This is a genomic window from Aquimarina brevivitae (assembly GCF_004216895.1).
Classification (GTDB): Bacteria; Bacteroidota; Bacteroidia; order Flavobacteriales; family Flavobacteriaceae; genus Aquimarina; species Aquimarina brevivitae.
In genome coordinates, this window is sequence record NZ_SGXE01000003.1 from 42375 (window position 1) to 66499 (window position 24125).

General features: G+C 35.5%; 17 protein-coding genes. 7 read left to right on the forward strand and 10 right to left on the reverse strand.

Translation table 11 applies throughout. The annotated features are described in order from the left end of the window. Nucleotides 1-3: 3 nt before the first annotated feature. The 6 genes from EV197_RS12545 to EV197_RS12565 all read right to left on the reverse strand — a co-directional run bounded on the left by EV197_RS12545 (nt 4) and on the right by EV197_RS12565 (nt 9242). On the reverse strand, nt 4-885 hold the full coding sequence (locus EV197_RS12545) for a phage tail protein (RefSeq protein ID WP_130287137.1): 882 nt from the start codon (nt 883-885) through the stop codon (nt 4-6). Between the two features lie 331 nt (nt 886-1216). Further along, nucleotides 1217-6127: an immunoglobulin-like domain-containing protein gene (locus tag EV197_RS12550; RefSeq protein WP_130287138.1), complete on the reverse strand. Its 4911-nt coding sequence runs from the start codon at nt 6125-6127 to the stop codon at nt 1217-1219. A 101-nt stretch (nt 6128-6228) separates the two neighbouring features. After that, nucleotides 6229-7896, reverse strand: a complete 1668-nt coding sequence (locus tag EV197_RS12555; protein WP_165389058.1) for a tetratricopeptide repeat protein — start codon at nt 7894-7896, stop codon at nt 6229-6231. Between the two features lie 99 nt (nt 7897-7995). Next, the gene (locus EV197_RS12560) at nt 7996-8436 is read right to left on the reverse strand and encodes a VOC family protein (protein WP_242610731.1); all 441 of its coding nucleotides are present in this window, start codon (nt 8434-8436) and stop codon (nt 7996-7998) included. A gap of 10 nt (nt 8437-8446) precedes the next feature. Continuing rightward, on the reverse strand, nt 8447-8605 hold the full coding sequence (locus EV197_RS17095; RefSeq protein WP_165389059.1) for a hypothetical protein: 159 nt from the start codon (nt 8603-8605) through the stop codon (nt 8447-8449). A gap of 160 nt (nt 8606-8765) precedes the next feature. Then, nucleotides 8766-9242, reverse strand: a complete 477-nt coding sequence (locus tag EV197_RS12565) for a hypothetical protein (protein ID WP_130287140.1) — start codon at nt 9240-9242, stop codon at nt 8766-8768. A 235-nt stretch (nt 9243-9477) separates the two neighbouring features. Here EV197_RS12565 and EV197_RS12570 point away from each other — a divergent pair, with 235 nt between their 5' ends. Then, nucleotides 9478-12522, forward strand: a complete 3045-nt coding sequence (locus EV197_RS12570; RefSeq protein ID WP_130287141.1) for a T9SS type A sorting domain-containing protein — start codon at nt 9478-9480, stop codon at nt 12520-12522. A 325-nt stretch (nt 12523-12847) separates the two neighbouring features. Here EV197_RS12570 and EV197_RS12575 read toward each other — a convergent pair whose 3' ends face one another. Then, nucleotides 12848-13465 carry a MarC family protein gene (locus tag EV197_RS12575; RefSeq protein ID WP_130287142.1) on the reverse strand — a complete coding sequence of 206 codons (618 nt, stop codon included), beginning with the start codon at nt 13463-13465 and terminating at the stop codon, nt 12848-12850. 229 nt (nt 13466-13694) lie between these two features. On the opposite strand from EV197_RS12575, the gene EV197_RS12580 reads away from it, so the two are divergent. From EV197_RS12580 to EV197_RS12595, 4 genes are all read left to right on the forward strand, one after another. Beyond that, nucleotides 13695-14558 (forward strand): LytR/AlgR family response regulator transcription factor, encoded by an 864-nt coding sequence (locus EV197_RS12580; RefSeq protein ID WP_130287143.1) that lies wholly within the window; start codon nt 13695-13697, stop codon nt 14556-14558. Between the two features lie 101 nt (nt 14559-14659). Continuing rightward, nucleotides 14660-15331, forward strand: a complete 672-nt coding sequence (locus tag EV197_RS12585; RefSeq protein ID WP_130287144.1) for a DUF2306 domain-containing protein — start codon at nt 14660-14662, stop codon at nt 15329-15331. A 1-nt stretch (nt 15332) separates the two neighbouring features. Continuing rightward, a complete protein-coding gene (locus EV197_RS12590) occupies nt 15333-16493 on the forward strand; it encodes an aspartyl protease family protein (RefSeq protein ID WP_130287145.1) in 1161 nt (386 codons plus the stop codon). 9 nt (nt 16494-16502) lie between these two features. After that, nucleotides 16503-17948 carry a serine hydrolase domain-containing protein gene (locus EV197_RS12595; RefSeq protein ID WP_130287146.1) on the forward strand — a complete coding sequence of 482 codons (1446 nt, stop codon included), beginning with the start codon at nt 16503-16505 and terminating at the stop codon, nt 17946-17948. Nucleotides 17949-17981: 33 nt separating this feature from the next. On the opposite strand, the gene EV197_RS12600 is transcribed toward EV197_RS12595, so the two are convergent. Then, on the reverse strand, nt 17982-18665 hold the full coding sequence (locus tag EV197_RS12600; protein ID WP_130287147.1) for an alpha/beta fold hydrolase: 684 nt from the start codon (nt 18663-18665) through the stop codon (nt 17982-17984). Nucleotides 18666-18671: 6 nt separating this feature from the next. Beyond that, nucleotides 18672-19487, reverse strand: coding sequence for an MBL fold metallo-hydrolase (locus tag EV197_RS12605; RefSeq protein WP_130287148.1), 816 nt, complete (start codon nt 19485-19487; stop codon nt 18672-18674). Nucleotides 19488-19706: 219 nt separating this feature from the next. Here EV197_RS12605 and EV197_RS12610 point away from each other — a divergent pair, with 219 nt between their 5' ends. Continuing rightward, nucleotides 19707-21245 (forward strand): hypothetical protein, encoded by a 1539-nt coding sequence (locus EV197_RS12610; RefSeq protein WP_130287149.1) that lies wholly within the window; start codon nt 19707-19709, stop codon nt 21243-21245. 417 nt (nt 21246-21662) lie between these two features. Here the strand turns inward: EV197_RS12610 and acs are convergent, their stop codons facing one another. After that, nucleotides 21663-23570 (reverse strand): acetate--CoA ligase, encoded by a 1908-nt coding sequence (gene acs, locus EV197_RS12615; RefSeq protein ID WP_130287150.1) that lies wholly within the window; start codon nt 23568-23570, stop codon nt 21663-21665. Between the two features lie 144 nt (nt 23571-23714). Here acs and EV197_RS12620 point away from each other — a divergent pair, with 144 nt between their 5' ends. Beyond that, the gene (locus EV197_RS12620; protein ID WP_130287151.1) at nt 23715-24071 is read left to right on the forward strand and encodes a hypothetical protein; all 357 of its coding nucleotides are present in this window, start codon (nt 23715-23717) and stop codon (nt 24069-24071) included. The last annotated feature ends 54 nt before the right edge of the window (nt 24072-24125 follow it).

The following is a 24125-nucleotide window of genomic DNA, read 5'->3' on the forward strand; positions in this document are numbered from 1 at the left end:
TGCTTAAAGTTTAATGATGTAGTTTACCCCGTAATTCACCGGTCTGGTTTCATTATTTCCTGTAGCTAGCACCCCACCATTGATATTATGACTATGAGAACCATCCTGTGAGGTAACTACAATATTTTCTGTACCGTTACCTGGTCGTACATAACCATCACCAGGACCATCATTGTCGTCATTATCAAATCGCTGTGTACCGAAAGAAGAATCGTGTGTGTGATTTCCATCATTGACTATGGATAAATCATTAGGGTGATTATGGGATTCAAAAGCATCATCCTGCGTTGCCATAAGAGAAGGACCTGCTTCGTTGTTAACCGGACTGGTTCCTGTTCCTCTAAGGAACATACCTTGTAGATTAGGTGCATTATTAGAACCCAATAAAATTATAAGGTTCGCGGCACCTGGCACAGAGGTTAAGCTCTGTCCATTACAAAGCACCCAACCTTCTGGAGCTGTAGTTCCGATAAAAGGCATTATAGAGCCTGTAGGTACTCCATTATTTGCAGAAATAGCATAAGGTACGTGCTTTAGCTTTTCATTAGAAATTACTGTGGAACCTTCTGTGATACGCAGATACACCTGATTATTAGCGATTATAGCGTTATTTACAGATCCAGGATCTATTACGTGAGAAAATACTCCAAAAGCATCCGTAGTTAGTGACAAGGTTTCAGAATAAACAGTCTCTTCTAAATTTGAAGCATTGAGATAGTATAACTGAAATGTAAGGTTTACAGCACTATTAATTAATGCCGTATTATTATCATTTCTTGCTATACCCTGAATAGCAATTCCAGATGCATTAGCTGAAGACTGTGCAATACCGGTAGAAATAATAAAAAATGTGAAAAGAAATGAGATTAGTAAAGTGTGTTTCATGATTAGGTTTAATTTATTTGATGGTTGAAAGTTGTTTAAAATTAGATGTTCTATTTTAGTTACGGTATAAGTAATAACACGTATTATTTATGTAAGAAATTACAAACCTTTTACCCTGAGTACGCATTGAAGTTATGTCCAAAAGTTTAGTTTTCGTTTTATCTAAAATGATTGATTTGAATGTCAAGGCAAAACAACACAATTCTTAATTAAATGTGAAAAAACAGAGGGTATCAAATGGGTATCAACATTGATAAATACTTTGTTGAATGAGATTTGTTACCCTCTCTAGCTTAATTTTTTACAGGTATGCTATGAGAAAAACACTCAATTAATTCTTAATAAGACGAACAACATCCTGCTTTTGACCCTTTATAATATGAGCAAAATAAACCCCATCAGGTAAGGCTGAAATATTAATGGACGCTGTATTATTTAGTTGTTGAACTTTTTGACCTGTGATCGTAATCACTGAGATTTCATCTAGTTCCATGCCAAAATACACTATGTCTTTTGTAGGCACCGGATAGACGGATAGGCCTTCAATAGTATTGTCTTCTATACTTAAGGTTTCATCAACAGTTAATGAAAATTCATAGAAATTAAAATTGTTATACTCGTCAAAAACCTCAATAGTAATAGTGCGTACTCCATTACCAACGGTTTGTCCGGGTGAAGGATATTGTTGAATATCCAAGGTAGTGGAACAATTATCCGTAAGTATAATTTGTTCTCTATAATCTGGTAATATATATCCTGTATTCTCTGCATTATTATAGCCTACAACGACATCAACGGGTAAGGTAGCTGTATCAAACACTGGATATGAAGTATCTACTACACGTATAGTAGTACTACAAGTACTTACTAAATCATTATTATCTATAACCGTTAGGGTGATGCTAATCGGTGCTCCGATATCAGAACAATCAAAGGTAGCTCTATCAATACTTAAGGATTTGATACCTGAAAGATCTGAAGAGCCATTATCAATAGCATCTGCAGTAATGGTAAGATTTCCTGTTTCGTCCAGTGAAAACGGAAGCTCACCAATACAATTAGCTATAGGAGCAGTAGTATCCACCACATTCACCGTACGGATAAGCTGTGCCGCAGCATTCCCAAAAGCGTCTGTTGCATCGTAATAAATGGTATAACTACCTACAGCATCTACAAATGCGGATGCATTAATGATCACATCAGAACCATCATCTGTTGTCGCTCCTAATTCCGAATACCCAGCTCCTAATTCTACGGTTTGAGGATTGGCACCTGTCAATGTAATTATCGGAGCGGTAGTGTCTACCACATTTACAGTTCTTATAACTTGAACTGCATCATTTCCTGAAGCATCTGTAGCGTCATAATAAATAGTATAACTACCTATAGCATCTACAAATGCGGATGCATTAATGATCACATCGGAACCGTCATCTGTAGTTGCTCCTAGTTCCGTATAGCCATCTCCTAATTCTATAGTTTGAGGGTTAGCGCCCAATAATGTAATGACCGGAGCGGTAGTGTCAACCACGTTTACTGTTCTAGTAATTTGAACTGCATCATTACCTGAAGCATCTGTAGCATCGTAATAAATAGTATAACTACCTATAGCATCTACAAATGCGGATGCATTTATGATTACATCAGATCCATCATCTGTAGTTGCTCCTAGTTCCGCATATCCAGTTCCTAATTCTAAAGTTTGAGGATTGGCACCCGTTAATGTAATCACCGGTGCTGTGGTATCCACTACATTAACTGTGCGGGTAACCTGTACAGCATCATTGCCGTATGTATCGGTAGCGTCGTAATAAATAGTATAGCTACCTACGAGATCCAAAAACTCTAAAGTGTCAATTTGTAAAGCTGAACCATCATCCGTTATTGCTCCCAGTTCTGTATAGCCGTCTCCTAATTCTATAATTTGAGGATTGTCACCCGTTAATGTAATCACCGGTGCTGTTGTATCCACCACATTTACTGTACGGGTAACCTGCACAGCATCATTGCCGTATGTATCGGTAGCGTCGTAATAGATAGTATAACTACCTACTGCATCCATAAATTCTGAAGCATCTATAATGATATCAGAACCATCATCTGAGGTCGCTCCTAGTTCCGCATATCCAGCTTCTAATTCTATAGTTTGAGGATTGTCCCCCAATAATGTAATCACAGGAGCTGTAGTGTCTACCACATTTACTGTACGAGTAACCTGCACAGCATCATTGCCATAGATATCTGTAGCGTCATAATAAATAATGTAACTGCCTACTGCGTCTATAAAGTCAGACGTATTTATAGTTACATCAGAACCATCATCTGTAGTCGCTCCTAGTTCCGTATAGCCAGCTCCTAATTCTATTATTTGTGGATTGGCTCCATTTAATGTAATTAGAGGCGGAGTGCACTTCGGACTAAATGAAGTATGTGCATCTATATTGGTCCAATTTGTTGTGCTATAAGAAGGATCATCCACTTCAATACAATTTAACATTGGATTAGAAGAGCCTTCAAAGGTGGTAACATTAGTGTTGTTTCCATTTCTAAAATCAAAATAGCTCAATTGAGAGTTATTTTTAAATCTCAAAGTTCTTAAATTAGGAAAATCACTGAGATCTAATGTGGAAAGATTATTATTATCAACATTTAAAATGCTTAGGCTTTGAGGCAATTCTGATGGTAGAAGTATCGTTAATTGATTTGATTCTATCGCCAATCTAAAAAGTTTGGTGTTGGCTGATACATCTATATGCTCTAAATCATTTGCTCCTATAAAAAGTTCCTGTAGCTCCAAATTATTAGAAAAATTGACATCAGGCAAATTATTTGATCTACATCTTAGATACTCCAAAGCTTGAAAGTCTTCAATACCAGTTAAATCAGAAATGTTTTTAGAGTCAAGAATTAACCTAGTAACCACTTCAATATTGTCTGTTAACACATAATCATCTAAAACACTATCATACCCTAAATCTATAAGCGCTTGTTCAAAGTTATTATCGGGTACATATGTATCATCCAAATGGCAATCTGTGCTAAAATTATTAGCACTGTCAATATCGGTCCAATTAGTTTCACTATAAGAAACATTATCTACTTCGATACAAGATAGCAAGGGTGTATTAGCAGATTGAAATACAGAGATGTCACCATTATTACCATTTTTTACCGAAATGCGTTCAAGTACAGGGTTATTCTTTACTATAACCAAAGCCAAAGTTGGATAACTACTTAAATCAATTTCTTTTAGGTTGTTATCTGCAACATTAAATTCAAATAAATTAGATGCTAAAGGAGATATGATAAATTCCACTAATCCGTTACCCTCCAATCCTAAACGACTTAGTTTTGTGTTTGAAGATAAGTCAATAGTAGTTAAAAAATTATAACCTGCATACAATGTCCTTAACTCTAAATTACTCGACAGGTCTAATTGCGTTAAATCATTTCCTCGTACCCTAAGCAATTCTAATGCTGTAAAATCAGCTATACCAGTCAAATCAGAAATATCAAGTTCTTCAATCACCAATGAGGTAATAGCAGAAATATCGGAGGTCAATACCAAACCATTAATTACTCCATCAGAATCAATTCCCAAATCAATTAATGCTTGTTCAAAGTTTTGATCTAGAATAGCGGTGTAACAATTGTCTGCTAGCACATGAGTTGCGCCTGAAACTATCCAGTTTGAACTCCCTCCGGCTAATGTAAAATTGAAAAGTGTACCATTTAATCCATTTGAGGATAAATTGGTGAGTACAGTTTCAGAGGAATTATCTGTTCCCGCAATGCCTTGATCAAAATTATAATAGGCAATCAAACCAGTTTCATTACCTACTAGTTCAGCATATCTATAATACACGGTTTCGCAATAGGTTGTGCTACCAGACCAAATACGAATATCATCTATCTCCCCTTTAAAATATTCAGAAATTCCATTGCTACTACCGATATTAAGATTCTTTCCCGTTTGGCTTGTATTAATCGATCTATTTATGGTTCCTTCATAATCACCATTGATATACACATCTGTCTCAGTCGCTTTTAAAACTAAGGCAATATGATACCATTGCCCCTGTGTAAAAGTATAGTTAAGTGTACTTACACCACCATTATAGAGGTCTAATGCCGAATAGTCATCTCTTATATGAAAACTAAATCGAGCACCATTTTGGTCTCGTAACCCAAGAAAAGAAGGATTATACCCTTGAGTTCCGGAATCCCAGTCTGGCTTGACCCAAGTTTCAATAATTCCGGTTTCAAATTCTAACACTGTGTTATTAGGTACTACCACAATGTCATCGGCACCATCAAAATCCAGCGCATTCCCTACTTGAGAATTGGAATCCACCACATTTACCGTCCTGGTTATCTGTATAGCATCATTACCTGTTGCATCTGTAGCATCATAATAAATAGTGTATGTGCCTGTAGCATCAACAAACTCTGTATCATCAATCACTATCGCTGATCCATCATTTGTAGTTGCACCCAGTTCCGTATAACCAGCACCCAATTCAATGATTTGTGGGTTAGCTCCTATCAACGTAATAATAGGTGGACAATCCGTACTAAAACTATTATTGGCATCAATAGTAGTCCAGTTAGCAGCACTATAAGTGGGGTCATCCACCTCAATACAGCTTAATAAAGGTGTACGTCGAGTTTCAAAAGTGGTTACCCTAGTGTAGCTTATGTTAGTGACTATCAATTCACTTAATAGTAAATTATCATTCAATCGTATTTGCCTGAGCTCGGGAAGCACACTTAAATCCAGTTTGGTCAACTCATTATTATTAAAATTAACTCCTATAACTTTTGTAGGCGTAGAAGGTAAAACTATTTCATTCAAATCATTACTTTCAGCTCCTATCAAAATAAGATCATTATTTGCACTTAAATCTAATGTGGTTAACCTATTATTACCGAATAACACATCTTTTAATAGTACATTATTAGAAATATCTACTTCCGTAATATTGTTGTATCTACATTCCAGTGCTTCTAAGGCTACGAAGTCTTCTATACCAGTAAGGTCACTTATGTTTTTTCCTTCAATAGTTAAAGAAGTAATAGAAGAAATATCTGAGGTCAATACCTGCCCGTTGATTATTCCATCAGAATCAATCCCCAGATCTATTAGGGCTTGTTCAAAATTACTATCCGGAATAGCAGTAGTTTGTGCAAATGTTACTAAAGAAAAAAATAAAGCTAAAAGTGAAAGTAGTTTTTTTGCCATGGGTTAAGACGTTGATAATTTAGTGCAAATAAAACGTTTCTTAATAAAATGTGAAAGTAATAAGGGGTATCAAATGGGTATCAACTCTTATTTTAAAAGACTTAAGCAATATCGTTATTTGAATATTGCTCTATGTATTGAATGATGTCCTGATCAGAATCCACTTTAAGCTTTTTTCTTATCCTGTATCTAGTTGATTTTACAGAGGCTAATGTGGTATTTAAAACATCTTTAATTTCGTAGTTAGATAATCCCATTTTCATCAAATACAAATACTTTATTTCTTTGTCATTTAAAAACGAAAAATCAGTTGACAATTTGATCTTAAATTCAGGACTGACCTTTTCTATAAATGCACTTAAATTAGTCGAAACCGTATTTTTTGTTGTAGTTGATTTTAGAGATGCTAATAGCGATTTTATCGCCTTGGTTTTAGCGTGATCATCGTTAAGTTTAATAATTTCTTGTAACTGAACTGCTATCTGTTCTTGAAACTCGTGTTTAACTTGATTACTCAAAGATTCATTTTTTAATTCTGATTCCTTGAGTTCAAGTTCTCGCCGGGTCGTTTCCTTTTCTAAGCGCTCATTTTGAAGCCGTTCATTTGACAAATCCAATCGTTGCCTGGTATTTTTTCTAATTAGCCAAAATATGATCAGGGCTGATAAAACCGACAATAGCAGTAGTACTAAATACCATCGCTGCTTCGTTTTTTCATTCTGTAACGCTAAGTCACTTTGTAATTTTTCCTTTTCGAATTGATAATTCAATTCTAAAGCTGTGATGCGTTTTGCCCGATCAATGTCATTTATGGAATCATAATATGCCTTATGCATCTTATAATCTCTTAGTGCGAGTTCGTAGTTGCCATTATTGCTATGCGCAGAACTACGGCTAGCATACTGCTGAACTAATCGCTCTTTATGTTTGATCCTTTTTGACAAGGCAATTGCGCTATCCAATATTAAAATTGCATTATGGTAATTTTTCAACCCATTATAAGAAGCGGCAAGATTTTGATAGGTAATACTCAATTCACTTAAAATCCCTAACTCTTTAAAAATCTCAGCATTTTCCTGAAAAGTGTTTATGGCTTTATCATATTGTTTCGAAGAATAGTACAATAATGCTAAATTTCCATTTACTTTGGTTTTACCAAGTTTGGTTTTATATAATTGTTTTGCCTTACTATATCGAGTAAGTGCCGAATCAAACTCTTTCTTATAGAAATGTGTTACCCCTAACATATTGTAGGATAATGCAATATCATCTGAGTCTTGATAAATAGCTTCTTTGATGGCAATTGCCTTTTTAAGGTAAACTTTGGCTTTATTATACTCTTTTTGTCTTCTGTAAAACATTCCTAGGTTATGTATGGTAAAACCTAATACAATTGAGTCCTCTATTTTTTCAGCCATCTCTAAAGCCTTTAAGTAATTTGACAACGCTTTTTCAGCAAAACTCTGTTTAGCGTCAACAATTGCCAGGTAATTAATAGCCTCTACCCGCTTACTATAATAAAAAGGAGAAGTACTGTTGTCTATGTTTTCCAAGTCTGTTAAAACCTCGTTTACCAGTACCCTTGTCGTATCAATATCTCTATTTAATACGTACTTGATAAGCGCTATCTTATGAGCTACAAAAGCTGAATCAGACTCTGACTCGGCTACTTTGCGTTTTAGATCAGCTAGGGAGCTTTCCTCAGTCTGAGAACTTAAAGCAATAGTAAATAAGAAAAAGAAAAGTATGAGTTTATAAGGAGTTTTCAAGATCAAATACTCGATTTGGTTTCTACACAAAAATACACTTTGGTCTCGATAAATCACCAAAAAATAGTTTTAAGGTACACGATAGCATTATTAAACACCTTATGCCATGGAATGAATCCCAAACATATTTCCTTCTGAATCTTCAGCTAAAGTACAGTTACCAAATTCACCAATGGAGAATTTTGATTTGATGACCTTACCCCCAGCAGATGCTATACGAGCTTCTTCAATAGCACAGTCTTCACTCTCAAAATATACGAGTACGCTATTTTCGCCAGCTGTCATTCCGTTTACTTTTACTAGTGCACCAGAAGATCCGTGACTATTCATATCTGATGGAAAAGATAGCATTTGGAAAGATTTATCCTCCTCTGAAGGTGGTGATATGGATTCTAAAGATACCTGAAATACTGTTTCATAAAATTGTTGTGCTCTTTTCAGGTCATTAACGTAAATCTCGAACCAGACTATTGGATTTTTCATGTTCATATCAAAAAAAAATAGATTTAATAAGAAAAGCGAACCGAAGTCCGCTTTCATTTATAGTAATTTAGTTTACACAACAGCAATTAGACTCTGGTGCTGGTGGATTTGAATAATCGCAAAGACACCAGAAACAAGGAGTTGTTCTTCCTCCCCAAGCCCCTTTGGTGGCTTTCATTTCCTCTTTTGTAAGCTTTGTTCCTAATTTTGAAAGATTTTGTAACATGAAATTAAAGGTTTTAAGATTAAAACCTAAATATAAGCAACGTTTTTGATAAAAACTAGTAGCTAAATAAGTGAATAGCTGCTGTTAGTAAATTTTTAGACCTATTCTTTAAAAAAACATTGAGCTCTAAGGAAGCACTACAAAACAACCAATACCTTGATTACTGTATTTTAGATAGCTGTATTGTAATACCCTTATCCTGCAATCTGGTAATATCAAAAGATTTACTTTTTGCGTCGTTTGCGCTATTCTCAAAAAGGTATGCAGGCATATGATCTGTATGTAGAATCAATTTTTCAGAAGTTAGAGAAACTATCTGGTAATCAAATCCAAAATCATCCTCAAAAATGACTAATTTATCATCTTTAATCCAAAATTTTTGATCTAGATTACAGAATTGCTCTTCTTTCTTATCTCCGTAGATCTTAATCTTTCCATACTTATCAAAAGCAAATACACTCTCCAATCCTAGTTGTTTGCAGTAGGATTGATGCTCAAAAGGTAAAAGATCTGATTGGGTTACTTGCCATTGTCCAATTAAATTGGTGTATTCTGGCGTATTAGGAAGTTCCTTTTTTGGGGTCGTGTTGCATCCAATGCACAATAGTGCGATGAAAATGAATGAGTATTTAAACATAATAGATTTGAGGTAAAACCGTAATTATTGCTATGCAAGTATAATAAAAACAAATGAAAAATCATAAGGCTTTTCACTTTTTTACCCTAGTAATCAGTCCTTTACATACTAAATTGTAGCTCTAAAATTTATTAATTGCTATTATTTTATAAAGGATGTAGCTTTTTTTGAAAAGATTTGTATCTTTAAAAATTAACATAACATTAAGACTTTGCTATTTTTTTAAATCCCCAAAATGAAACATATCCCTTTTGCTACTGGAATTATTTTTTCTTTACTTTTCAGTGCCATTTTTATTTCCAATGACAATCAAGCTATTCGAGGTAATTATACCGACATTCCTTCTCAAAATGAATCTATATTACTACCCATAGAAGTTTTAGGCAATGAAGGCACTGTAGTAGAGCGCATCATCACATTATCTTCTTCTGAGGTGTCAGCGGCCAATGAGCTTTGGTTACTAATGAACAATATCAGTTATCAAGATAAAGCGAGTATACAAGTAAATGATGGAAATTGGATCTCTTTAAATCATACAACAGCTAATGTTCACCCTAAAGAGCTTGCCTATGGAGGCATGGCACACGGAGCAGTAAGTACAATTCGTTTAATCATTCCATTGAGTGGTCTGATTACGGGTGCTAATACCTTAAAATTTAGATTTAATACTTCTGATGGTATCTCTATTGGCTATAGAGTGGTCGCCCTGAATATATTGGATAGTAATGGTGAACAACTTTTACCAGAATCGAGGTTTACACAAGAGGATCCGGCAGATTGGACAGCTCCAGCCGGAAGCTCCGTATCTAATGGAAGGGACTTATGGCATAATCGAGGTAATCTTTGGAATCACTATGATTTAAATAATACAGAAGGTTTTTGGTATAGCCACTCGGTACCTGCTAAAAGAACTATACGTGCCAAATGCACTGACTGTCATACCCGAGACGGTAGAGACCTTGAAATTTTTAGTTACTCTAATCTATCGATTATTGAACGATCAAAATTTCACGGGTTATCGGAGCAGGAAGGTAAAGATATCGCGGCATACATTCGTAGTCTCTCAGCCGAACCCGGCGTAGCACGTTATGGTAGACCTTGGAATCCGCCGTATCAACCAGGCCCTGTACTAAAAGACAAACCTATAGCAGAATGGTCTGCTGGAGCTGGGTTAGAATGGGTATTAGAAACCGATGCCGAAATGGCGCCCTACCTGTTTGGTGAAAATATATCTAAATACTCCGTATATGATTATTTCAACGCTAACAAGATGGACGATCGTACGCTAATACCATTAGCGATTCAATTTCCGGATTGGAAACATTGGTTGCCCATAGTACACCCTATGGATGCCTTTTCTCGAAATGACTTTATTTATAATCAGGGCACAAGACCCTTGGCTGCTACCGAGGATTTTATTGCATGGTTAGATGCTAATAAAAACAATGAGAACGAAATTAGATCTCGCTTCATTAGAAAGCATTGGGATTGGTACGGTACATTTAGAAATTTTATACAAGATGGTGCCACCAACCCGAGACATTGGAGGACCTTATTCAATGACAGCCCTGCTTATCAACATTTAAATGATGGAATCAATGCAGAAATCGCTGCTACCAGTTTAGCACGTTATATGGCAGTAAAGAATTTTCAAATCATGAATGAGTATGAACTGCAAGATAAGGCGGATTGGTTTACCAATCCTGAAGATCAACCTGGCACACGTCAATGGCCTTCTCGAAAATATAACGTTTTTGAAATACCTCCTCATTTTACCGGTTTGGCCTATGATAACAATAGTGACGCTTTTGAAGGGCAATCAAGAGCTACTGGATTTTTTGAGTCGACCAATTGGTATCACTTGCAATTTATATTAAACGGAGGTAATGGCTTGGTTGGAGGTACAACACCTTCAGATTTTAATTACCTCAATGAATTTATAGGAAAAACCATGCAGCAATCCGGGATTGATGAGCCGCTTCGCTACTATTCTACCGTAAATCAAATGTATCAAATCCGAAACTGGAGCGGAAATCTAGGAACCCAACGATTTGATAATTACAAACCTGATGAATCAGGATTTAGGATAAGAAATCAAGGTCCGTTTATCTTTTTAGGTATCAATCATCAAAATTCCATGTGGTATGGGAAAAATAATCCTGAAAGAATTTTAGAGCCCTTACAAAACATTCATCCAGAACTGGACAAATGGGTTATTGAGGCACTATTACTTCAGTTTTTGGATGAGGTAAACAAATCAAAAAACAATCTGAATGATTGGGATCGTAATCCTGATGATGATTGGGGTGGTAGTGAAATTCAATATATGTTGGACAGGGAAAACATAACAGAAATCCGTGATCTACCTAACTCTGGTTTATACCAGGGGCATTTTAGCGCTAAACTGTTTTATACGATTCAAAGGTTAAAAGAAACTAAGGTTGACTGCACCATACTGAATGAATTAATAGACTGGTGCCATAATGCCTGGCCAAATGTTAATAGGGTCGGTAATACAACAGTAAACGGAGGATTTAACAGCCTAAAAGTGTCTAATTGTGCTACAGAGAGTTGCGAGAGTAATCTTATTCAAACCGATCGAGTATATCGCATAAGAACTCGACATAATAAATGTGTAACAATGGATGAGCAGAATACTATAATTCAACAAAGTTGTACTGACAGCACGATTAACAGTTGGGTCTTGGAAGCGCAAAATGAAGGATATTATGCAGTTAAAAATGTAAGCAATAACCTATACCTAACCGCTCCTGATGTGTCTAATGGTACACAGCTGGAGCTACAAGCATTTAATGGAAGTGACTCTCAACTCTATATTATTAATGAAACAAGTAATTGTAAATACCAGTTTGTAAATAAAGCTGCAGATAAATGTATGGATCTCAAAAGTGGACAATCCGATGACGGTACCATCATACAACTATGGACCTGTACTAATGATAGCAATTCGATTAATCGCGAATTTTACTTAGAAGTTATGGAAGAACAAACCCTATCGGTATCAGATCTGGAGGAGAACACTTCTTGGTTCAACATCTACCCAAATCCTACTGCAAATTTTGCTTATCTAACTATTCAGGATGATTTAAGTAAGCCTCTAACAGTAAGCATTTATAATCTAAACGGTCAACTCGTTCAACAACTAGATGCTACTGAAAGTCAATTGGTACTCGATTTAAGTTCTTATGCTAAGGGAGTATATTTTATTACTCTGCAAGTCAATGCTAAGCATTACGTAACAAAGGTAGTAAAAGAATAAAATTGGATATTGAAAAGATTAAAATACCACAGTTAGCCTTAAATAAGGATTACCTAATACCTGCAAGTTGCTAGTTGTAGCTGGAGTTAGTAAGTTTGTATAGAATTAAAAGTTAAACCGGTTAATTCTCCCAAATTACAAAACCATACTCTTTGGCACTCCATGCTACCTAGCGCTATCCAATCCACCATTGGATGACTAATTCTTCTTTGCTTATAAGGTTATCAGTTTAACCGACTCCATATCAATCAAATTGTTATCTCCCTTACACTATAAACGTCTTAACACGATTTAACCCTACCCCCTATTCAATTTATTTATTGAGTTAATTATGGTATTTTAAAAAATAGGTACCCAATCCACTTAAAATGGCTTGTGTGGCATAGGAAGCTAAGATTAATCCCATGATTTTACTTATCACCGTAATACCGTAGTCTCCGATACGTTTTTGAACTCCGTTTGCCAGCAATAGTAAAACACAGGTTAACACCACTACTACCAAGACTAACAAAGTGGTAAGCGCTTGTTCCTTTATGGTATAAATGTGATTATCGGTCATCAATACTACAGCCATAATTGCTCCTGGTGATGCAATAGAAGGTATGGCAACCGGAAAAACAGTAACGTGATTATAGTCTTTTATTTGACTTTTTTCGCGTTCGGGTTTACCATCTCCAAAAACCATAGTCAACGAAAATAAAAATAGAATGACTCCTCCTGAGATTTGGAAAGCCTCTAGCGAAATAGCCATCCCTTCTAAAATCAACTGACCGATGACAATAAAAAAGAGGAAGATAATAAATGCCCAGCCAGAACCTTTTATAGCAACCAATCGCTTATGTGCTGTGTCCAAATGCTTTGTTGCTTCCAGATATACCGGCACCGACCCTATCGGATCTATAACGGCAATTAAGAATAATATAGTGGTTACAATCTCTACCATTTTTATAGTATGAAACTAACTTGTTGTTATTAATTCCTTTCAATTTGCATAACCAAAATACAAACAAATTAAGTTATTTCAAGCAACAAACTGCCAAGACTGATAAATAAAAAAGATGTAAGGAAAAATAATTGCTATCTGTTTTAAATTTAATCACTAAAACCTAAGTGAGTGCTATTTGTAAAGAAAAGCTTATTTTTATTTCCTTCTGCAATTAACCCAAAAGATAATGTGGCTAGTACAAGTATTTAATAAACCTCACCCCTTCATATACAATTGGAAGAGTATTGTAATACCCGGTGTAGTGACGCTTTTGGTTATCTTACTATTTGCCCCTTTTGGTTATGGTACTTTAAATCTCACTTATAGATTCGCATTTGGTTTTCTCAATGGATTGATCGCCTCCTTAAATGTTTGGGGTATTGTAAAGTTATACAAAAAGATTTTTCCCGGTTTTATGCAAGAAGAAAAATGGTCCGTTGGGAAAGAATTTGTGCTCGTTTTGAGCGTTCTTTTTTCCATAATATGCTGTATTTTCTTGATTTTTGTTATCAGCGGATTATCAGATCAACCTATTACCACTCTTTTTGTTTCTATAGTTATAAAAACCGTCTTAATAGGAGCCATACCTGTATTAGTATTGATCGTTATTGATCAGAACACACATCATCAAAAAAAGCTACAACAAGCTCTGAAGTTGACCAAAAAATTAAGATCAACAGCGCAATTAACAGAATCTTCAACTCATAAAATAAAACTTGATGCCGAAAACCAAAAAACGGAACTTATCTTAAATCCTGAGCAAATTTATTTTCTCAAATCCGACGGCAATTATGTCGAAGTGTATTATGATTCAGGTATTAACAAAATTGAAAAAAAATTAATTCGTAATCGATTAAAATCTTTAGAAGAACCACTCCCAAAACATCTTTTTTTTCATTGCCATAAAAGTTATGTGATCAACTTAGAAAAAATAATACGAGTGGATGGCAATGCGCGTAATCTAGAATTAGTATTACGAAACATCAAAGAAAGGGTGCCTGTGTCCCGACAAAAAAGGCAAGAATTAGAAAGCTTGATTCAAAACCTATAACGCTAAGCATCCCATTGGTAACTAATCCTTCCATTTGATACCAAAACCTTACTAACACATGGTTAGAAGGCCTCTCCATTACCATTTTTGTCAAAAAAAATATGGAGACAATCATTACCTATATCCTATACATACATATTCTTGCTGGTACCTTATCTCTTATTACCGGTGCTATTGCTATCCTAAGTAAAAAAGGTAGAGCAAATCATAATAAAGCTGGTAGAATTTATTTCTTAGCGATGACAGTCGTTTTTATCACTGGAATTGTGATAGCTGGATATCGGTTTAACCGTTTTTTATTTCTAATTGCATTTTTAAGCTATTATAGTGTTTTTAGTGGTGTACGGTTTCTTAAGTTAAAAAAGCTTCATAAAGGTCAACGACCAAAATGGTACGACTGGACTGCCGGCATCGTTAATGGTTTAGCTAATAGTATTTTTATACTCTTAGGCATATATTACCTCCTTGCCAGACCCGGAATAAATTCAGGCGCTTTATTAAGTATCGGATTTGGTATCGGCGGATTATTAATCTCCTATACCAATCTAAAACAATTTATAAAAACTCCTAAAGAGCCTTACCATTGGTATCTGGCGCATATTGGTAATATGATGGGCGGATATATTGCCACCTTTACTGCTTTTTTATCAACGATAGTAACCCGGTTTGAACTAATGAATCCTTTTTTGGCCTTTGCATTGCCCTCATTAATTGGTATACCACTTTTACTGTATTATCAAAATAGAATCCAAATTAACTTTAAACAAAACTAGTATGAAGCCCCTCAAAATTATATTCTGTTTAGCACTTACCACAAGTACCATATCTTGTAGCCTTGTCGAACATTCAAGATTACAGTCTCCTGCGCGAATGGACAATCCGAAAGCCATTAAGGAAATTCCTTTTACCTATGAAAAAGATCTAATCATTGTTACAGCATTAGCTAATAACAGCAAATTGCAAGGTCAGTATATCTTTGACACGGGTGCTTTTTATAGTAAAATTGAAAATTCATTGAGTAACACGCTGGAGCTCCCCGATATTTTTGAAAAATCAAACGGCACGGCTCAGGGGGTTACCAGAATGATTACGATGACAAAAATTGATTCCCTCACATTTGTCAATCATAAATTTTATGATATAGCTGCCGGTAAACTTAGCTATGATAAAAGTTCAGCTAGCCGATGTGTCGGTCCTCAGGGAATTATAGGATCAAACCTTATCAAGCTGGCAAACTGGAAAGTCGACTATAAAAAAAGATTATTGACCTTTTCCTCAGCAAAGCTACCCGTAGACAACACATTAAAAAGTACTACTATTCCTTTCTCCACTTCCACACTTTCTGGTATACCCGAAATAAATATTCAATTAGGAAATATAAAAGTTGAGGATGTAATTTTTGATGTGGGATACAATGGCGGTCTCATATTACCCATGAGTTATTTAGATAAATTAGATGGAAACGAAGATCTAGTAGTATTTGATCAGTCAATTTCAGGAATCTTTGGCACTAATAGAGATACTATAAAGATCAAAAGACTTCCTGTTAAAATTGGAACTTTAGAAACTGAAATTAATGTGGAATTTTCCACTTTAAACAAAATTCTGTTAGGCAACGACTTTTTAGAGCACTTTTTAGTGTATCTGGATTATGATGAGGAAGAAATAACCTTACAGCAAACAGAAAAAGTAGAAATAAAACCTATAAAAACCTTTATTCCAGGATTCATAAACGATTCATTATGGATCGTAAATAGAACTACAGATAAAATCCCCATAAAACTTGGCGATACATTAAGAGAGGTTAACGGCAAAAAACCTAATGAAATGTTTAATTCCTTTTGCGATTACATAAAAAATATAAATTCTTTGTATACGAATGATACGCTAAGGTTAAAGACAATGAATGGTCAACACTTAACAATTAAACTTTAAGTATACTGTATGAAAATTTTTTGTTTACTAATCGTTTTACTTACATTAAATACCTGGGCGCAGGATTATAATCCTGCCATCACTAAAGCTCGATTTTTAATTGAGCAGCATAAAAAACAAACTAATATTCCAGGTGTTCAAATTGCAGTTATGATTGATGGAGTATTGGTTTGGTCAGAGAGTTTTGGATATAAAGATCTAGAGCATAAAATAGCAGTATCAAAAAACACTAAATTTCGGATCGCTAGTGTCTCCAAACCATTAACTTCAGTTGCTTTAGGTAAAATGCTAGAAACCGGCACACTAAAGCTGGATGATAGTATTCATAAACTTGTACCCGAATTTCCTCAAAAAGAATTTATCGTTACACCAAGGCAACTGGCTTCCTCAACATCAGGAATTAGGCATTATACCTCTCAAAAGGAAACAATGACTACGACAAACTATGCAAGTTTAATCGAGGCCCTAGCTCCTTTTAAAAATGATGATTTACTTTTTAAACCTGGTAGTAGTTTTGAATATTCGAGCTATGGATGGGTAGTACTTGGTGCTGCAATGGAAAAAGCAAGTCAACACGATTTTAAAGAAATTATGCAAAATATATGGAATGACTTGGAAATGAACAATACAAGTTTTGATATACCCAACAATGCTGATACAACGCTTTCTAAATTTTATATTAAAAATAAAAATCATAGAATTGAAGCTCCTTTTATGAATCGCAGCTTTATATATCCAGGGGGAGGATACCTTTCTACAGCCGAAGATCTAGCTCATTTTGGAAATTCATTATTATCAAACAACTACCTGAAAAACAAAACAAAAGAACTACTTTTTAGCAAAACGAAACTAAATAACGGCAAAGAAATTCCCTATGGATTAGGTTGGGAGGTTGGTCAAAGCAGACTGCAAACAGCTATAGTTTATCATAGTGGCAGTATGTCAACCGCACGCAGTCATCTTATGCTTTACCCAAATGAAAAGATAGTTTTGGCTTATTTAGCTAATACAGGAGATGAAGTCTTTTTTAATGATAGAGAAGCCCAAAGTATTGCTGAGCTTTTTGTAAATAGTAAACGTAATACTAAAACGGATTACGCAATGCTTAACGCTATTACTCTTGTTGGCAAATGGGACATAAGAACAACTTCACTTCGAAACAAAAAAAGTAAAGGTGTTATGGAACTATACAAAAACCAGAACGGTAGTATCGAAGGTTTTATTGAGTTTACCAGAAGTAGGAGAAAAAAGAAATTCCCTATACTTCTGGCTGAAAGTACAGACAATAAAATACATCTCATAGCTGTCAGCCCTATGTTTATTGATTTTTATATAGAACTAACTGATAATCATTTTACTGGGCAATGGCTTCACGATTTTAATGTTAATGGAACTCCTGAAGATGATCCCTATTGGTTACCAAGATCTATAGAAGGAACCAAGAGCTCACATTGATGGTATGAGCTGTATTTTTCATTCATCCCGACACTAGCTCAAGCTTGATTTGATAAAAGTCAACAAGGTTTTAGCCTCAATTTTATCAATGGGATGTGGTACCTCTGGCAACGCTATAAAACTAGCATTTTGCAGTAGATCGCTTACTTGTTTTGATTCAGCTTCGGTCACCATGGTATCTTCAGTTCCAAGGCCAGTCATAACATTATGTTGTATCTGGGCTAACTGATGGAGCTCTAATCGTTGCCCCTCACCCATTCTTTGCATCATCGCTGCAGTTTTGCGCATCATTTCTTTCCAGTCCATAGGACTATGATCCTGTTTTAATTTTGCAGCAAATTTGGGTACTTTTTCCTCAATTTTATCTGGATTTAACATTTTCAATTCTTTGGCGACGGCCTCAGCACTCCAGTCAAATTTGGTTCCTAACGTTATAATCTGGTCTACTAATTCTGGTTTTTTCAAGGCAAGGTTTAAAGCAACATATCCCCCCATACTATACCCAAAAATGTTTACAGATTTCAAATTATTCTCTTTCAAAAATGCAATAAGATTTTCCGTAAATAAGTCAATAGAAAATTCATGTAATGATGGGGTACCGCCATGACCTTCAAAATTTAAGGTATATACCTCAAAGTCGGCATCTAGTTCTGCTTTTAAGACTTCAAATTGCTTTTTACTGCCTAGTGCTCCGTGTAATAGTACTAATGGTGTCATTATAGTTTATGTATTAAAATCTCGTATCACTGATGTTACCATATTTTTTTTGGATAGATGTCCACCAGAAAGTAGTTTGACTAATTTATATTCCTGTAACTTCAATATGTTCATAATTTCGTTGACCTGGTAACCTTCCTTATGCAACTTTGCCACCTTATCATAAAATTCATTTAAAAAGTCACGTTTTTTGATTAATTGTTGTTTTGGGTTTTCAAACTGTGGATTATGACTACAAAGCATCACTTTAAAATCCAACTTTAGAATGCGATTAATGGATTCAATTTGTTGCAGTATGCTTTCTGTATACAAAAAGTAGCCGATATGGGTATTTATAAATAAGTCTGCAGAAAACAACCATTTTCGATCAGGCTCGTATAGCGCAACCATATCAGAAGCGTGGCCTGGAATTGGTATAATTTGAAAAGCATAATTCGGTGTTTGCAAAACATCTTCTTTTGCAATCAAATCCTCATAAGGAGGTCGTGAACCCCAAGTCAGCTTTTGTGCCAACGATATCGATGGAGGGCTTTTCATAAGTTGGCTACATTCCGTAGAAGCATATACTGGACATTTGTGCATGGCTTGTACTTCTGCGATGTTGCCACTATGATCTTCGTGATGATGCGTAATAAATAGTTGATCTACCGTTAGCGGTGATAATGTCTGCAAAATTTGCTTTTGCATTTTGCGATGCCCCGTGTCTATTAACAAACCATCGACATAGTACACAAACGAAATCATTTTTGGTTTGCCTATCCATTGACTACCAAATTTAAATCCCGTAACGGCTTCATAAGCAAAAGATTCATTTATAGTCATCTGCCTAATTTATACTTTTCCAAAATTTTGAAAACTAAAATAGGAATAGTTTTTTGTATAGCTGCTAAGTCTATCCATTATTAAGAACCCTTCAAGATTAGTAATAATAGAATTGAAAACTTATAATATGAGAAGAATTATCAAAAAACAGGTAGATATACGGTGTAATGTTAAAAGAATATCAGTTATCTTTATAATTACTAACCAAACACTTACACAATGAAAAACATTTTCTTAAAACCTTTACTACCTCTATTTTTCGCATTCTTACTAGTCTTAAGCTGTAAACAGGATAAAAAAGATGGTTATGGTGCAACAGATGAAGTGGAAACTTTACTAGCCTTTGCACCAGTACACGATATACTTCCCACGGACGTAAAACCGAGTTGTACTATTGATTCCACCTCTTTTGGTAAATGGTTTACTGCCGGAAAAGTTACCAAAAACGGAGTTGTAGCTCCGGCCAATAGCGTCACTTTTGGACATCAAAATAATTGTGATTTCTATACTTGGTCTGAACAGATGTTTTTATGGATCACATCACCAAAAGAAGACGGAAATTATAAGCAAGGTACTATAATGGAAACACCAATGTTTTATACAGTTTCCACCCTAGTTGATGGTAAACGTACTTTAATACCTCACGAGGCAGGAAAACCTTTGAGCGCATTGGCTAACGTTCAAAAAACAGATACCATAATTGACACTGAAGAAGGTCAGGCCACTGACGATGTGCTGATGGCAAAAAATGGTTCGCTGATTTACTATATTTCAATGGTAAACGATGTGTATGCACAATTTTTAACTGGTGCCAAGGATGGGCAATTGAATGGTAATGAATTCCCAACCTCTAAAAGTGCTATGGATAGTATTGTAAATTATGCATCTAGTCAGGGTGTACAACTCTCTAATCCAGAAACTTTAGCCATGGAGCTAAAAACCTCCTGGGTAGATGCCAGTACCATTCCTAATGCACAAGACTATATTACTATAGACGCTATTATACCGGTTTATGATAAAGTATCAGATACCTTATGGCGCAAAAAGCCAGATACTACAGCTACTGCGAAGTTAGCGTTGATCGGAATACATATTGTTGGAAGTGCCAATGGGCACCCAGAAATGATTTGGTCTACTTTTGAACATAAAGACAATACACCTAATCTCTCTTATGAATATATTAATGTTCAGGATTCTGTTAAAACTGTAGCAGCTGATACCGGTAATGACTGGCTCTTGAACAGTGATAGCTCAAATGGAACCTATAATGTATCTCATATGACCTTCAAGGATGATAATATTATAGCCAAAACGGGACAAACCATTAGCCCAAGTAATACCAAAAGGAATTTACCTTGGGGTGTTTTGCCTTCTGGACAACCTAATCCTGAAAACGCAACCGCTGCAGCCTCTAATGCGCAAGTGATTTCCATTAACAATAGTGTTTTAGGCCAATTAGCAGATGGGGATATGCGAAAAAACTATATTTTTATTGGTTCAACCTGGACGAATAATGGTTTGGCTCCTACCGGAACGGCTTACAACGCTGGTAATCCTAAACCTGGAATGTCAATAGGTACCAGTCAATTAGCGAATAGTACAATGGAAACTTATTTTCAGAATGATCCACAAAATAGTAATGGCTTTAATTGCTTTACCTGTCATAGCAATCCGGGTAATGGTACAGGCTTAAAACCAGCTGACCTAAGTCATATGTACGAAGCGATTCAAGCGTTGAATACAAATAACATGCAATAAATTTTTAGTACCCTGCTTAAAATTGAAAAAGCCACCTCAGGATGAATGAGGTGGTTTTTTATATTAGTATAAAAGCTAACACGGTACAAACTAAAATTAACCAAAGGCCTAGAATGGCTTTATTCACCACGTGAGCATTTCTCCTGGCAAGCAAAGCCAAAACAATAATTAGTTGTACTAAAGCACATAGTAATAATAAATTAGTTATACCTCTATCGTGGGGATGACTAACATTGAGCATACTCGCAAGGTCCCAAAACGAACTCAAGGCACAACCAATAAAAATACCTATCGCACAACTAATAATATTGAAAGCTGCGGTTGAGAGATGAGATTTTAAACTCATATTTTATTTTTCATTTATTCAAAGATGCGGTATGCAACCATTTAGATTTAATTAAATGTCATTATTAATACTTACAACGCCTCATCTATAATTTGCTGAACAACCTCAGGATTTAAAAGCGTACTGGTATCCCCAAGGTTTTCCGTTTCTTTAGAAGCTATTTTACGTAAAATTCTTCTCATAATCTTACCACTACGGGTCTTTGGTAATCCTGGAACGAACTGAATTTTATCTAATTTTGCAATTGGACCAATACGTTCTGTAATTTGTTGATTGATCTCTTTGCTTAAATTGTTTCGATCTCGATACTCCCCAGTTTCTTTTAAAATCACATAACCATATAGTGCATTTCCTTTAACATCATGCGGAAAACCAACGATGGCAGATTCCGCTACTGCTGGATGTTCGTTTATGGCATCTTCAATAGGTGCTGTACCTAAATTATGGCCAGATACAATAATTACATCATCTACTCTTCCTGTGATTCTATAATACCCCACCTCATCTCTTAATGCGCCATCTCCGGTGAAATACTGATTTTTAAACGCTGAAAAATAGGTGTCTCTATATCTTTCGTGATTACCCCAAATGGTTCTTGCCATTGAGGGCCAGGGAAATTTTATACACAATCGCCCATCCACTTGATTTCCCATTATCTCTTGCCCTTCTTCATCCATTAAAGCAGGTTGAATACCTGGCATAGGTAGCGTAGCATAGGTTGGTTTTGTAGGGGTAGCAAAAGGAATTGGAGAAATCAAAATTCCCCCAGTTTCTGTCTGCCACCAAGTATCCACAATCGGACATTTTTTTTGACCAACATGGTCATTATACCAATGCCAGGCTTCCTCATTTATGGGTTCACCTACCGTACCCAGCACTTTTAAAGAAGATAAATCGTGATTGGTTACATAATCCAAATTCTCTTTTGCTAAAGCTCTAATCGCTGTAGGTGCTGTATAAAATTGAGTAACCTTATGCTTTTGAACGATATCCCAAAATCTTCCAAAATCAGGATACGAAGGGATACCCTCAAACATCACTGTAGTAGCACCATTCGCTAGGGGCCCATAAACAATATACGAGTGTCCTGTTATCCAACCAATGTCAGCAGTACACCAATACACATCTTCTTCTTGATATTGAAAAACATTTTTAAAAGAATACGCCGTATACACCATATATCCCCCTGTGGTATGCATCATACCTTTCGGTTTACCGGTAGAACCAGAAGTATATAGTATAAACAGTGGATCCTCTGCATCCATAATTTCCGGGTCGCAATCTAAATAGGCATTATCCAATAATGGTTGCAACCATTGATCTCTATCAGGATGCATATTGATTTTTGAATTCACTCTTTTCGCCACTAATACTGTTTGTACCCTTGGACATTGTTCTAAAGCTTCATCAACAATCCCTTTTAAATCAATAGTCTTAGTTCCTCGATACGACCCATCTGAAGTAATCACCATTTTGGCATCACAATCATTGATTCTGGTTGCCAAAGCAGTAGCAGAAAAACCAGCAAATACCACAGAATGAATGGCTCCAATACGTGCACAGGCTAAAACAGCAATAGCCAACTCAGGTATCATTGGCAGATAGATACAAACCCTATCTCCTTTTTCAATGCCTTGTTCTTTGAGTACATTAGCGAATTTACAAACACGCTCGTGCAATTGCTTATAGGTAATATGCTGTGCTTCTTCACTGGGATCATTGGGTTCAAACAAAATAGCGGTTTTATCTCCTCTTACCCTTAAATGACGGTCTATACAATTTTCGGTAATATTCAGTTGAGCCCCCTCAAACCATTTCACTTCTGGTTTAGTGAAATCCCATTCCAAAACGGTGTCCCACTTTTTTCTCCATACAAAATGCTCCTCTGCAATTTCACTCCAAAAAAGTTCTGGATTTCGAATTGATTTTCTGTACACCTGAAAATATTCTTCAAGATGTTTGATATGATACGTACTCATGTGTGAAGTTTAGAAATTAAACAGTGAATTTAAGTTGGTTTAAGCAATAAAAAATTCTTGCTATATCAAATATAAGATTTTACTTTGTTCTCGTTATATAGATTGACGAAAGGATTTTACCTCAAATTATAACACACCTATCTCATGAATAGAAGACAACTTACCAAGTATGCAATTTACATCGTAGCCGCTTTGTCCGCTGCACTTATTAATGGATTTGTTATTACATATGTTCAACAACATATTGATGAAAATGGTTATATGCTTGTATTAATTGACATGTTAATTGTTGTATTAATATTTGCACCCATTTTTGCTTTGGTAACGAAATATGCCAAAAAACTATCCAAAGTGTATATCAACACCTCTCGAAAAGTATCTGGAAATAAAAAAACAGTACTATTAGCCTTGCTTACAGCTTTGGTCATTCTATTTATTCTCTACGCTAAGTATCGTCATAACATCAATGTTATTCAGGATATAAAAAACCTAATTGCTTAACGGTCCTAAATTGATAAAAAAAGGCCACAGTTGCTATAATTACTAAATAGCTTT